Genomic DNA, 14,072 nt, shown 5'->3' with positions numbered 1-14,072 from the left:
ATATAATGCCGCCCCTATGGCTAAACAGAAGAAACACCCAACAGGGACCATCGCGCAGAACAAAAAGGCGCGACACGATTACTTCATCGAGCACAAGTTCGAGGCTGGTCTGGTCCTGGCCGGCTGGGAAGTAAAAAGTCTGCGGGCGAGCAAGCTGCAGCTGGTCGACAGCTACGTGCTGCTCAAGGACGGCGAAGCATGGTTGCTCGGCAGCCACATCACGCCGTTGATGACCGCAAGCACCCACGTCATCGCCGACCCGGTGCGCACACGCAAACTGCTGCTCAACCGCCGCGAGCTGGACAAGCTTGCCGCCGCCGTGCAGCAAAAGGGTTACGCCTGCGTCTGCCTGTCCTGGTACTGGAGCAAGCACATGGTCAAGTGCGAAATCGCTCTGGGCAAGGGCAAGAAGGAATACGACAAGCGCGACACCGAGCGCGAGCGCGATGCCGGGCGTGAATTGCAGCGTGCGGTGCGCAACAAGGGCAAGGAAGATTAGTTTTCCACCCTGATCGTTCCCACGCTCTGCGTGGGAATGCATCCCGTGATGCTCCGCGTCACAATGCGGACGCAGAGCGTCCGTTGCTGTATTCCCACGCAGAGCGTGGGAACGATCGTTTGCAGAACTAACTGACTACATCCCCTTGCGCCGCTCCGCCCGAGCCATGCGCTGCACCTCCTGACGTACCTCTTCCAGCACTTCCTGCACATACAGAATATGGCGGCTGGACACTTCCCGCGCCTGCTCGGCACGCCCTTCGATAATCGCCAGATACAATTCCCGATGCTGCGAGATCAGCATGTCGCGGGTTTCCGTGCGCTGTTTGTACATGCCGCCGATGTTGGTCACGACGTTGCGCTTGAGCAGATCGAACAAGCCGCGAATCGTATGCAGCAACACCGCGTTATGGCTGGCTTCGGCAATCGCCAGGTGAAACTTCGCATCCGCCGCGCCCTCTTCCGCCCGGCTGACTTCTTCGTGACGCGAGTAGCAATCCTGCAGCTCTTCGAACGCAGCGGTCAGGCGCTCGCGATCAACATCGGTGGCGCGCAATGCGGCGTAGTAGGCGCACGATGCCTCCAGAGTGTGCCTAAACTCAAGCAAATCACGTTGCGCTTCGGGATTGCTTTCAAGCAATTGCAGCAGCGGATCGCTGAACGTCGAGCCCAGGCCTTCCACCACATAATTGCCGCCGCCCTGGCGACTGACCAGCAAGCCTTTGGCCGCCAGTTTCTGAATCGCCTCGCGCAATGACGGGCGTGATACGCCAAATTGTTCGGCCAGCGTGCGCTCGGCCGGCAGCCGCTCGCCCGACTTCAGCGTGCCCTCAAGGATCATCCCCTCGAGGCGCTCGACAATATCGTCAGACAAACGGCGCTGACGTATCTGATCAAAGCCCATAACTCATTTCTCCACGATCCCGACCGCTCGCCGGGGTGTCTATTCTGGCCTATCCGCGCGCCGCCGACACCTGCCAGACACCACTTCGCCAAAGCGGATCAGTTGCGCTCTGCACCGCATCTTCGACGAAAGTTTCAGAGCGGCAAATTGACACACCGCCACCAAGGCTTTTACCCTAGCCAACAGCGCTTGTAAATTGGTCTTACCAATTATCCAAGATCGCTCACAGTGCCTGACCAACAACAATTAGGGGCCACCCCACTATGCAAACCTGGCAACAGCTCTACAGCCCGCTCGGCAGTCTTGGCGTCTCCGCTCTCGCGGCCGTCATTCCCATCGTGTTCTTCTTTCTCGCCCTGGCGGTGTTCCGCCTCAAAGGCCATGTGGCCGGCAGCATCACCCTCGCGCTTTCGATTGCCGTGGCGATTTTCGCCTTCCAGATGCCAGTGGACATGGCCTTCGCCGCCGCTGGTTACGGTTTCGCTTATGGCCTGTGGCCGATTGCCTGGATCATTGTCGCAGCGGTGTTCCTCTACAAACTGACGGTGAAAAGCGGTCAGTTCGAGGTCATCCGCAGCTCGGTCCTGTCAATCACCGATGACCAGCGCTTGCAGGTGTTGCTGATCGGTTTCTGCTTCGGCGCATTTCTGGAAGGTGCCGCCGGTTTCGGCGCGCCGGTCGCGATTACTGCCGCACTCCTTGTAGGACTGGGCTTCAACCCGCTGTACGCCGCCGGCTTGTGCCTGATTGCCAACACTGCGCCGGTAGCGTTCGGCGCGCTGGGGATTCCGATCATCGTGGCGGGCCAGGTCACTGGCATCGACGCCTTCAAGATCGGCGCCATGACCGGTCGCCAGTTGCCACTGCTGTCGCTGTTCGTGCCGTTCTGGCTGGTGTTCATGATGGACGGCCTGCGCGGTGTGCGCGAAACCTGGCCAGCCGCGCTGGTGGCGGGTTTGAGTTTCGCCATCACCCAATACTTCACTTCCAACTTCATCGGCCCGGAACTGCCGGACATCACCTCGGCACTGGCCAGCCTGATTTCCCTGACCCTGTTCCTCAAGGTCTGGCAACCACGTCGCGCCGCCGGCCAGCACATCGTTGGCGCCGTGTCCGCTTCGGTGGTCAGCGCCAGCGTCGGCGGTTTCGGCCAGAAGCGCACCACCGTGGCTTCGCCCTACAGCCTCGGGGAAATTTTCAAGGCGTGGTCGCCGTTCCTGATCCTCACTGTGCTGGTGACGATCTGGACGCTGAAGCCTTTCAAAGCGATGTTCGCTGCCGGCGGCTCGATGTACGGCTGGGTGTTCAACTTCGCGATTCCGCACCTTGATCAACTGGTGATCAAGACTGCGCCGATCGTGGCCAATCCGACTGCCATTCCAGCGGCGTTCAAACTTGACCCGATTTCCGCCACCGGAACGGCGATTTTCTTCTCCGCGCTGATTTCGATGCTGGTACTGAAGATCAATTTCAAAACTGGTCTGACCACTTTGAAAGAGACCTTCTACGAACTGCGCTGGCCAATCCTGTCGATCGGCATGGTGCTGGCGTTCGCCTTTGTCACCAACTACTCCGGCATGTCGTCGACCATGGCCCTGGTGCTGGCGGGTACTGGCGCCGCGTTCCCGTTCTTCTCGCCGTTCCTCGGTTGGCTGGGCGTGTTCCTCACCGGTTCAGATACGTCGTCGAACGCGCTGTTCAGTTCGTTGCAAGCGACCACCGCCCACCAGATCGGCGTCAATGACACCTTGCTGGTGGCGGCCAATACCAGTGGCGGCGTGACCGGCAAGATGATCTCGCCGCAATCGATCGCCGTGGCCTGCGCCGCGACCGGTCTGGTCGGCAAGGAATCGGATCTGTTCCGCTTCACCCTCAAGCACAGCCTATTCTTTGCAACGATTGTCGGTTTGATCACCCTGGCTCAGGCCTACTGGTTCACCGGCATGCTGGTGCACTAAACCTACAAGACGCCTACAAGAAAGACGGAAATAACCGACGCCGGCCCGTGATCCGGCGTCAGCAATTCACCACCGGGTCTGTAAGGCTGCTGAAAGCAATGCGCTTTATATTCGGCAGCCGCAGCAGACGGATAACCGGGCCCACCCGGAGACACGCCTGATGAGCGAGCTTTTTTACAACGCTGTGCCGAACGCGACCCGCGTGGCACCGCCACTGCCCGAACCTCGGCAATACCCCAGCGAGAAACCGTCGCGGGTCTACCTGTTCGGCACGTGTGTGGTCGACCTGTTCTACCCCGAAGCCGGGATGGACGCGATCCATCTGCTGGAGCGCGAAGGGATTCGGGTCGAGTATCCGCAAGGGCAGAGCTGCTGCGGCCAACCGGCCTACACCTCAGGCTACACCGAGCAGGCGCGGACGGTAGCGCGCTCGCAACTGGCGTTGTTTGCCGGCGATTATCCGGTGGTGGTGCCGTCGGGTTCCTGCGCCGGCATGCTGCGCGAGCATTACGCCGACTTGTTCAAGGACGAGCCGGAGACGTTGAAACAGGTGCAGGCGCTCGCAGCGCGCACCTATGAATTGGCCGAGTTTCTGCTGTTCGTCTGCAAGGTGCAGCTCAAGGACAGCGGCGAACCGGTGAAAGTCGCGCTGCACACCTCGTGTTCGGCACGCCGCGAAATGAACACGCACCTGCACGGCCGCGAGTTGTTGGCGCAGTTGAGCAACGTGGAGCGGGTTAATCACGACCACGAAAGCGAATGCTGTGGCTTCGGTGGGACATTCAGCGTCCGTATGCCAGACATTTCCGGCGCGATGGTGGCTGACAAGACCCGCGCGCTGAAGGAGTCCGGCGCGCACAAGGTACTGAGTGCCGACTGCGGCTGTTTGATGAACATCAACGGCGCTTTGGAGAAACAGCAGCAAGCGTTGCGCGGGCAACATCTGGCGAGCTTCCTCTGGCAGCGAACCGGAGGTGCGCAATGAGCACCTCGACGATTATTCCTACGGTCGCCGTAGAAGAAGATTTCCGCACCCGGGCACACAATGCCCTGGGTGATCAGCAGCTGCGGAACAACTTCCGCACTGCCATGGATTCACTGATGACCAAGCGGGCAGCGGCTTTCAGCGATGCCCACGAAAGAGAACACTTGCGCGCACTGGGCAATTCGATCAAGGCCCGCGCGCTGTCCAAGTTGCCCGACCTGCTCGAGCAACTGGAACAGAACCTGACCCGCAACGGTGTGACAGTGCACTGGGCGGAAACGGTGGACGAGGCCAATGGCATCGTCTTATCGATCATCCGCGCTCACGAGGCGCGGCAAGTGATCAAGGGCAAATCGATGGTCAGCGAAGAGATGGAGATGAACCATTTCCTCGAGGCTCGGGACATTGAATGTCTGGAGTCCGACATGGGGGAATACATCGTCCAGCTCGACCACGAGAAGCCTTCACACATCATTATGCCGGCGATCCACAAGAATGCCGGTCAGGTCGCGTCCTTGTTCCACGACAAACTTGGCGTGGAATACACCAAGGACGTTGACCAACTCATTCAGATCGGTCGCAGGGTCCTGCGGCAGAAATTCTTCGAAGCCGACATCGGCGTCTCCGGCGTCAACTTCGCCGTGGCCGAAACCGGCACCCTGCTGCTGGTGGAAAACGAAGGCAACGGGCGGATGACCACCACCGTGCCCCCGGTGCACATCGCCGTCACCGGCATCGAAAAAGTCGTGGAAAACCTGCGCGACGTGGTGCCGCTGCTGTCATTGCTGACGCGCTCGGCGCTGGGCATTCCGATCACCACCTACGTCAACATGATCTCCGGCCCGCGCAAGGAACACGAACTCGATGGCCCGCAGGAAGTGCATCTGGTCCTGCTCGACAACGGTCGCAGCCAGGCGTTCGCCGACAGTGAATTGCGCCAGACCCTGAACTGCATCCGTTGCGGCGCCTGCATGAATCACTGCCCGGTGTACACCCGAGTGGGCGGCCACACTTATGGCGAGGTCTACCCGGGGCCGATTGGCAAAATCATCACCCCGCACATGGTCGGCCTGGCCAAGGTTCCGGACCACCCGAGCGCGTCCTCACTGTGCGGCGCCTGCGGTGAAGTCTGCCCGGTGAAGATACCGATCCCCGCCATCCTGCGCCGTCTGCGCGAGGAAAACGTCAAAGCCCCGGACGCACCGAATCAGGTGATGCGTGGCCAGGGCAGCAAGTATTCGCGCAAGGAGCGCTTCATCTGGAACGCCTGGGCCAGACTCAACAGCTCGCCGACGCTGTACCGCTTGTTCGCTTTTTTCGCCACGCGCCTGCGCGCCCTTACGCCGAGCAATGTCGGCCCATGGACGCAAAACCACAGCGCGCCAAAACCGGCCGCGCGTTCGTTGCATGACATGGCCCGCGAGCATCTGGCCAAACAGGGAGAGCGTCGATGAGCGCCAAGCAAAATATCCTCGGCAAACTGCGGAAAAGTCTGACCGGCACCACGCCAATTGCCGACAACTTCGATGTCGATCTGGTCACCCAGCCCTACACCTACAGCGCCGAGCAACGCATCCCGCAACTGCGCAAACTGATGGAGGCGGTGCACACCGAAATCCACCTGACCTCGGGCGCCGAGTGGCCGCTATTACTGGCGCAACTGCTGCGCGACCGCCAATTGCCGAGCCTGCTGATCGCACCGACCACACCGCACGGGCAACGCATCGCACAGCACTGGGCGAACAATCCCGAGCTGCCAGAACTGAAGTCCTACGACCGGCCAATGGAAGAGTGGAAAGCCGAGCTTTTCAACGACACCCCGGCCAGCCTCACTGGCACCCTCGGTGCGATCGCCGCGACCGGCAGCCTGATCATCTGGCCTACCCGTGAAGAACCGCGCTTGATGAGTCTGGTGCCGCCAGTGCATTTTGCCCTGCTCAAGGCCAGCGAAATCCGCGACAACTTCTATCAAGTGCAAGAGGAATTCGAATGGGCGCAAGGCATGCCGACCAACGCGCTGCTGGTGTCCGGCCCGTCGAAAACCGCCGATATTGAACAGGTCCTGGCGTATGGCGCGCATGGCCCGAAAGATCTAGTCGTGCTGATTCTGGAGGATCAATGAGTCTTCCTGCTGCTTTCCTGCGTGATGCCGAGCGACTGATTCCAGCAGACCGGCGTTTCGACGATCCGCTGTCGACCCTGGCCTTCGGCACCGACGCCAGTTTCTACCGACTGATTCCGAAACTGGTGATCCGCGTCGAGTCTGAAGACGAAGTCGTGGCGCTGCTGCAACTGGCCCAGCGCGACAAGGTGCCGGTGACCTTCCGCGCCGCCGGCACCAGCCTGTCCGGGCAGGCGATCAGCGATTCCGTGCTAATCGTGCTTGGGGATAACTGGAACGCCCGCGAGATTCGCGGCCAGGGCACGCAAATCCGCCTGCAACCGGGAGTGATCGGCGCGCAGGCCAACGCCTGGCTGGCGCCGTTCGGACGCAAGATCGGCCCGGATCCGGCGTCGATCAATGCCTGCAAGATCGGCGGCATCGTCGCCAACAACGCCAGCGGCATGTGCTGTGGCACCGCGCAGAATACCTATCACACCCTGGCCGGGATTCGTCTGGTGCTGGCCGACGGCACGCGCCTCGACAGCGAAGACCCAGCCAGCGTCGCGGCATTTCGCTCCAGCCACGGCGACCTGCTCGAACGCTTGGCGACATTAGGTCGCGAGACCCGCGCCAACACCGAACTGGCCGCAAGAATCCGCCACAAATACCGTCTGAAAAATACCACCGGCCTGTCGCTCAACGCCCTGGTGGATTTCGACGAGCCTGTGGATATCCTGAGCCACCTGCTGGTCGGCTCCGAAGGCACGCTCGGCTTCATCAGCGCGGTAACTTACGACACCGTCATCGATCACCCGAACAAGGCCTCGGCGCTGATCGTGTTCCCCGATGTCGAAACCTGCTGCAACGCGGTCACGGTGCTGAAAAGCCAACCGGTGTCAGCGGTGGAGTTACTTGATCGGCGCAGTTTGCGCTCGGTGCAGGACAAAAAAGGCATGCCCGCTTTCGTACAGCGGCTGTCGGAAAATGCCTGCGCGCTGCTCATCGAATCCCGCGCCGCTTCGTCAACATTGCTGCAGGAACAGCTGGCGCAAATCATGGCGTCCCTGCGCGATTTCCCCGTAGAGAAGCAGGTCGACTTCACCGAAGATCCGGTGGAAAACGCCCGCCTCTGGGCCATCCGCAAAGACACCTTCCCCGCCGTCGGCGCCGTGCGCAAAACCGGCACCACAGTGATCATCGAAGACGTGACCTTCCCGGTCGAACAACTGGCCATCGGCGTCAATCGCCTGATCGAGCTGTTCGACAAACATGCCTACGACGAAGCGATCCTTTTCGGACACGCACTGGAAGGCAATCTGCACTTCGTCTTCACCCAAGGCTTTAACAGCCCGGAAGAAATCGCACGCTACCAAGCGTTCATGGACGACGTCGCGCAACTGGTCGCGGTGGAATTCGGCGGCTCGCTGAAAGCCGAACACGGCACCGGCCGCAACATGGCGCCGTTCGTGGAACTGGAATGGGGCAGCGACGCCTATCAACTGATGTGGCAGCTCAAACGCCTGCTCGACCCCAACGGCATTCTCAATCCGGACGTGGTGCTCAGCGAAGATCCGCAGATCCACCTCAAGCACCTGAAACCGCTGCCGGCGGCGGACGAGATTGTGGATAAGTGCATCGAGTGCGGTTTCTGCGAACCGGTCTGCCCATCGAAAGGCCTGACCCTGAGCCCGCGCCAGCGCATCGTGATCTGGCGCGATATCCAGGCGAAAAAGCGCGCCGGCGTCGACACCACCGAACTGGAAAAAGCCTACGACTACCAAGGCATCGACACCTGCGCCGCGACCGGCCTGTGCGCGCAACGCTGCCCTGTAGGCATCAACACCGGCGAACTGGTGAAAAAGCTCCGTGGCCGACACGCCACGCATCAGAAAACCGCTGACTGGATCGAAGGAAATTTCGCCAAAACCCTGCAAGGCGCACGCTTCACCCTGCACGTCGCCAACGGCGCGCGGATGATGCTCGGCGCACCGCGTCTGGCGAAGTTGTCGGCAACGCTGACGCGCTTGTCCAAAGGCCAGGTACCGTTGTGGACCAACGCCATGCCCCAACCGGAAAAAGCCATTCGCTTCAGCCCGAGCGTGGCCGACGAGCGCCCGCGCGTGGTTTATCTGGCGGCGTGCGTCTCGCGGGTCATGGGCCCGGCGGCGGGCGACAAAGAACAGATGTCGTTGTACGACAAAACCCGTGGTCTGCTGGAAAAGGCCGGTTACCAGGTAGTCTTCCCCGACAATCAGGACAACCTCTGCTGCGGTCAGCCGTTCGCCTCCAAGGGCTACGCCGAACAGGCCGAGCACAAACGTCAGGAGCTGATCAGCGCCCTGCTTCAAGCCAGTCGCGGCGGCCTTGACCCGATCTATTGCGACACCAGCCCGTGTACGTTACGGCTGGTTCAGGACATCGGCGAAACACGACTGGATCTGTACGATCCGGTGCGCTTCATCCGTACGCATTTGCTGGATCGTCTGGACTTCACACCCCAGGAAGCGCCGATTGCCGTGCACGTGACCTGCAGCACTCAACACTTGGGCGAAAGCCAGGCGCTGATCGATCTGGCGCGCAAATGCAGCAACACCGTGGTGATTCCTGAAGGCATACATTGCTGCGGATTTGCCGGCGACAAAGGCTTCACCACACCGGAGCTGAACAGCCATTCGCTGCGTACGCTCAAGGACGCCGTGCAGCACTGCAGCGAGGGAATTTCCACCAGCCGCACCTGCGAAATCGGCCTGACCCAACACGGTGGCATCGACTACCACGGGCTGGTTTATCTGGTGGATCGGGTGACACAGGCCAAAGTCTGCTGAACAAAAATCAGAACCCTTGAGCGAGGCGGTAGTCCACTGCACATGCCCCGGACCATTCGGGGCCTGTTCAACGGTCAGCGAAGTCTGAACCCTCAGTTCAAGGAGATACACATGAACCGCTCTGTAATGTTAGGTCTGTTTGTCACTGCCTCGATGATGGCGTCCACTTCGTTCGCCGCTGAAAAACCTGCCGATTTGTGCGATGCCAATCTGCAGAGAATCGATAGCGCCAAGACTCAATACCAGACGTCACCGGATCTGAATGCCCGCGTCTCGGCCAGTGTCAGCAAAGCCCGCGCCCTGAAAGCACAAGGCAAGATTGACGACTGCCTCGCTGAAACCCAGCAAACCCTGCTGGACATTCAAAACGCTACCGGTGACACCAAAAAATGATTCATGCGCCGACCTTTTACAGGTCGGCTGCATCGGCACTTGGTCGACCGATCTGGCCATTTGACATTCGTTGCAAATAAAACCGAATTCCTGCGCAGCGAAGCGGTCAACCAGACAGGTCCTATACTGACCTCGCTTGTCTTGACCTCGGCATCGCGGCCAGACCGTCCGGCAGCACCGAGCCCCCATCGTTCAAGGAGATACCCATGAAGCATTCTGCAATTGCTGGATTGTTTATCACTGGTGCACTTCTGGCCTCGCCGGTGTTCGCGGCCGACAAAGACCTTTGTGCCGGGAATCTTCAAAGCATCAAAGACTTCGTCACCAGCCAGCCGTCCCTTCCTGAAAGCTCCATGAATAACATCAAGGAAGCACAGGAAAAAGCCACTGCGGCCCAGGCGTCCGGCAACGACAAGGAATGCATCGAGGTTACCAACGGCATCATCAGCAAGATGCAGATCCGTAACCCGACGCGTAACTGATGTCGCGCAGGCCAACCTTCGGGTTGGCCTGCCAAGCGTTTTGACGTACACTGTGCACGCTTGTTGCCCGAACAGATTCACCGGGCAATGAGTTCGGGGCCGTTTAGGATTCGACGCCGGTTGCGAAACTCTAGGTGCATGCCGACTTGGTAACAGAAGTCGTAAATCCACTGTTGCAACTACTTATAGTTGCCAATGACGACCAATACGGTGTTGCTCTCGCTGCTTAATTGCAGCTGACAATGCTCCTGGTACCTTCGGGTCCAGCAATCATCAGGGGATGTCTGTAAACCCGAAATGATTGTCATATAGAACAGAATCGCCGTGCAGTACGTTGTGGACGAAGCGGCTAAAACTTACACAACTCGCCCAAAGCACCCTGCCCGTCGGGTCGCTGAGGGTTAACTTAATAGACACGGCTACGCATGTAGTACCGACAGCGGAGTACTGGCGGACGGGGGTTCAAATCCCCCCGGCTCCACCAACTCGATGAAGAAGACGCCTTAGGGCGTCTTTTTTTTGTGCCTGAAATCCAGTAAATACGGGGTTTCAGGGCTATTGGGCTCCACAGCGTTTCATGCAGATCGATTTTGAAATGTATTCCAAGGCGTATTCCAAGCCCCCTGACTGATAAATTTCGGAATACATATTGCCCGGCGGCGACGGCCTTCAGTTACGAGTCCGAACCAACGGTTCGAGGCCCATCGCCCCTCAACGACAGAGCCCGCCCAATGCGGGCTTCGTCGCATCTGGTGATTGGTATATTCCCGTCAACAAACACGTCGAGCCCACCACCCAGCACGATGAATTTTTCTTCACCGCACTCCACCCCGCGAACCGATAAAATCCCCCCGCTCATTCAAGAAACTACGGTTCGCCCGCGCTCCTAGCGGGCTTTTTTTCGCCTCGGCTTCTCCATATCTTGCCGCTCCCCACCATATTGCGCGACTCTGCCAGCAGATCCCTCGCCAAGGAGCGCTCGATGCCGCTGTTATCCCTGCCCTGCCCGCGCTTGACCCTTGCCATCCTCTCCCCCGATCAGGCCGAGCTCGAAAGCGCTTTCTACCTACGCAACCAGCGTCACCTCGCCCGCTGGTCACCCATCCGCACCACCGACTATTTCTCCACCGCCAACATCCGCCGTCGCCTCGAGATCCAGGCCAGCGCTTTCGAAGCCGGGTTAGCCATGCATTTCGCGCTGCTCTCGCCGGACGGTCAGCAGATGATCGGTGCGTGCAATTTCAGCGGGATTATTCGGGGGGCGTTTCAGGCGTGTTATTTGGGTTATCACATTGATGAGGCGCATCAGGGGCAGGGTTTGATGCAGGAGGGGCTGGAGGCGGGGATTGGTTATATGTTCGATGTGCAGAATCTGCATCGGATCATGGCCAATTACATTCCCGGAAATGAGCGCAGTGCGCGGTTGCTTGAGCGTTTGGGTTTTGAGCGCGAGGGCTACGCGAAGGCGTATCTGAACATTGCCGGGCGTTGGCAGGATCATGTGCTGACGGCGCTGGTCAATCCGGGGTTCGAGGCGCCGGATCAGCGCTGGTCGCGGCGCCTGGGTTGAGTTGCGCGAAATCTGTCAGACAAAAATCCTTTCAGCTCTCGGGTTTGCGGCCGATACAGACCTGCTAACACCCCTGCTGGCTCAAAAGAACAACAATCTTCCAGCTTAACTGACGACCAAGAAACCCAACGTTTCTGGAGGATTTGCATGAATAGCTGGTTCGGTAACATCAGCGTGAACATGAAACTCGGCCTGGGCTTCGGCCTGGTGCTGGCCCTGACCTGCATTCTGGCGCTGACCGGCTGGACCAGTCTCGGCGGCCTGATCGACCGCAGCAACTGGATGAGCGACATCACCCAGCTCAACGCTGGCCTGACCAAACTGCGCGTGGTGCGCCTGCAATACATGCTGACCAACGGCGACGAAACCGCCGCGCAGAATGTGCAGACCACCCTGGAAAGTTTCGCCGCTCAGCAGCAGGCGTTGATCAGCAAATTCAAGAGTCCGGAGAACGTCAAACTGCTCAAGCAGCAGGCCGCGACCATCGCTGAATACCAGACCTCGCTGAACAAAATGCGCAACGCCTATCGCACCGGCAACAGCGCGCGCGACACCATGAGCGCCAACGCCCAGACCGCCTACAACCTGATCGAATCGATCAGCCAGCGCGTGCAGCAGTCGGAGTTGAGCGATCAGCGTTTCGAGCAGTTCCAGGCGGTTACTGCCGCCAAGGAAGCGTTCATCCTCGCGCGCTATGAAGTGCGTGGTTACACCGCGACCAGCAACGCCGAGACCGAGCAGAAAGCCGTCGGCCAGATCGACGCGGCCATTGCCAGCCTCAAGCCGCTGAACGCGCAATTTGCCGCGACTCAGCAGGATGCCCTGCGCCAATTGGAAACCGCGCTGACCAGCTATCGCAGTGCGTTGATGGCGTACAAGAACGCCAACACCGATGCCGTGCAGGCGCGGAAGGAAATGACCGATCAGGGCACGACCATCGTCGCCCTGAGCGAGCAGCTGTACCAGATTCAGCTCGATCGCCGTGATGCTGAAAGCGCCCAGGCGCGCACCTTCCAGTTGATCAGCACGTTGCTGGCGCTGCTGGTTGGCGTGATTGCAGCAGTGATCATCACCCGTCAGATCACCCGTCCGTTGCAGGAAACCCTGGCCGTGGTCGAGCGCATCGCCAGCGGCGACCTGACCCAGAATGTCACCGTTACCCGTCGCGATGAACTCGGCGTGTTGCAGCAAGGCATTGCGCGCATGGGCGTGACCCTGCGTGATTTGATCAGTGGCATCCGCGACGGCGTCACTCAGATCGCCAGCGCCGCTGAAGAGTTGTCGGCCGTGACCGAGCAGACCAGCGCCGGTGTGAACAGCCAGAAAGTCGAGACCGATCAGGTCGCCACCGCCATGCACGAAATGACTGCCACGGTGCAGGAAGTTGCGCGCAATGCCGAGGAAGCGTCGCAAGCCGCTGCCGCTGCGGACGGCGAAGCCCGTGAAGGCGACAAGGTTGTGAATGAAGCGATTGCGCAGATCGAGCGTCTGGCCAGCGAAGTGGTGCGCTCGACCGAAGCGATGAGCGTGCTGCAACAGGAAAGCGACAAGATTGGTAGCGTCATGGACGTGATCAAGGCTGTTGCCGAACAGACCAACCTGCTCGCACTCAACGCCGCGATCGAGGCAGCGCGTGCCGGTGAAGCCGGGCGTGGATTTGCTGTGGTTGCTGACGAAGTGCGCGGTTTGGCTCAACGCACGCAGAAATCCACTGAGGAAATCGAAGGTCTGGTCGCCGGTCTGCAGAACGGCACCCAGCAGGTTTCGGCAGTGATGAACAACAGCCGCGCGCTGACCGACAGCAGCGTCGCCCTGACGCGCAAGGCCGGCGCCTCGCTGGAAAACATCACCCGTACAGTGTCGAACATCCAGTCGATGAACCAGCAGATCGCCGCCGCTGCCGAACAGCAAAGCGCCGTGGCCGAAGAGATCAGCCGCAGCATCATCAACGTCCGTGACGTGTCCGAACAGACCGCAGCGGCGAGTGATGAGACGGCAGCGTCGAGTGTTGAACTGGCGCGGTTGGGTGGTCAGTTGCAGCAGATGGTCAGCCACTTCCGCGTATGACGTTCGTTTTGCGCTGAGGCTAAAACCGAATCGCGGGCAAGCCCGCTCCCACAGGTTTTCGTGGTCGAGCACTGTTGATGTGTTCACCTCGATAACTGTGGGAGCGGGCTTGCCCGCGATGGCGGTGGGTCAATCAAATCCATGTTGCCTGACACTGCGCATTCGCGAGCAAGCTCGCTCCCACATTTGGATTTATGTGGGTCACAGGATTTGAGCACACCGCAGATCCCTTGTGGGAGCGGGCTTGCCCGCGATGGCGGTGGGTCAATCAAATCCATGTTGCCTG

11 protein-coding genes and 1 other RNA gene are annotated in these 14,072 nt (G+C 59.8%); 11 read left to right on the top strand and 1 reads right to left on the bottom strand.

Features of this window, described 5'->3' with window-relative positions; translation table 11 throughout:
• Positions 1-16: 16 nt before the first annotated feature.
• Positions 17-499: an SsrA-binding protein SmpB gene (smpB, locus tag D8U61_RS17070; protein WP_007953781.1), complete on the top strand. Its 483-nt coding sequence runs from the start codon at positions 17-19 to the stop codon at positions 497-499.
• 135 nt (positions 500-634) lie between these two features.
• On the opposite strand, the gene D8U61_RS17065 is transcribed toward smpB, so the two are convergent.
• Positions 635-1,402 carry an FCD domain-containing protein gene (locus D8U61_RS17065; protein ID WP_016771775.1) on the bottom strand — a complete coding sequence of 256 codons (768 nt, stop codon included), beginning with the start codon at positions 1,400-1,402 and terminating at the stop codon, positions 635-637.
• A 263-nt stretch (positions 1,403-1,665) separates the two neighbouring features.
• On the opposite strand from D8U61_RS17065, the gene D8U61_RS17060 reads away from it, so the two are divergent.
• From D8U61_RS17060 to D8U61_RS17015, 10 genes are all read left to right on the top strand, one after another.
• Positions 1,666-3,360, top strand: coding sequence for a lactate permease LctP family transporter (locus tag D8U61_RS17060; protein WP_130927362.1), 1,695 nt, complete (start codon positions 1,666-1,668; stop codon positions 3,358-3,360).
• Between the two features lie 160 nt (positions 3,361-3,520).
• On the top strand, positions 3,521-4,345 hold the full coding sequence (locus D8U61_RS17055; RefSeq protein WP_016771777.1) for a (Fe-S)-binding protein: 825 nt from the start codon (positions 3,521-3,523) through the stop codon (positions 4,343-4,345).
• A complete protein-coding gene (locus D8U61_RS17050; RefSeq protein ID WP_041477924.1) occupies positions 4,342-5,799 on the top strand; it encodes a LutB/LldF family L-lactate oxidation iron-sulfur protein in 1,458 nt (485 codons plus the stop codon). The genes D8U61_RS17055 and D8U61_RS17050 overlap by 4 nt, the downstream gene beginning before the upstream one ends.
• Positions 5,796-6,467 carry a lactate utilization protein gene (locus D8U61_RS17045; protein WP_130927361.1) on the top strand — a complete coding sequence of 224 codons (672 nt, stop codon included), beginning with the start codon at positions 5,796-5,798 and terminating at the stop codon, positions 6,465-6,467. The genes D8U61_RS17050 and D8U61_RS17045 overlap by 4 nt, the downstream gene beginning before the upstream one ends.
• Positions 6,464-9,274, top strand: a complete 2,811-nt coding sequence (locus D8U61_RS17040) for an FAD-binding and (Fe-S)-binding domain-containing protein (protein WP_130927360.1) — start codon at positions 6,464-6,466, stop codon at positions 9,272-9,274. The genes D8U61_RS17045 and D8U61_RS17040 overlap by 4 nt, the downstream gene beginning before the upstream one ends.
• Before the next feature lie 111 nt (positions 9,275-9,385).
• Positions 9,386-9,667: a hypothetical protein gene (locus D8U61_RS17035; RefSeq protein ID WP_016771780.1), complete on the top strand. Its 282-nt coding sequence runs from the start codon at positions 9,386-9,388 to the stop codon at positions 9,665-9,667.
• Positions 9,668-9,873: 206 nt separating this feature from the next.
• Positions 9,874-10,149 carry a hypothetical protein gene (locus tag D8U61_RS17030; RefSeq protein WP_016771781.1) on the top strand — a complete coding sequence of 92 codons (276 nt, stop codon included), beginning with the start codon at positions 9,874-9,876 and terminating at the stop codon, positions 10,147-10,149.
• 95 nt (positions 10,150-10,244) lie between these two features.
• Positions 10,245-10,633: a transfer-messenger RNA gene (gene ssrA / locus D8U61_RS17025) on the top strand.
• A gap of 498 nt (positions 10,634-11,131) precedes the next feature.
• Positions 11,132-11,719, top strand: a complete 588-nt coding sequence (locus D8U61_RS17020) for a GNAT family N-acetyltransferase (protein WP_041477898.1) — start codon at positions 11,132-11,134, stop codon at positions 11,717-11,719.
• A 147-nt stretch (positions 11,720-11,866) separates the two neighbouring features.
• Positions 11,867-13,786, top strand: coding sequence for a methyl-accepting chemotaxis protein (locus D8U61_RS17015; protein WP_130927359.1), 1,920 nt, complete (start codon positions 11,867-11,869; stop codon positions 13,784-13,786).
• Positions 13,787-14,072: the final 286 nt, after the last annotated feature.

This window comes from Pseudomonas sp. Sample_14, from assembly GCF_004307515.1.
In the GTDB taxonomy this organism is placed as follows: Bacteria; Pseudomonadota; Gammaproteobacteria; order Pseudomonadales; family Pseudomonadaceae; genus Aquipseudomonas; species Aquipseudomonas atacamensis.
The sequence above is the reverse complement of the archived record's forward strand: the minus strand, read 5'-3'. Positions and strand labels throughout refer to the sequence as shown.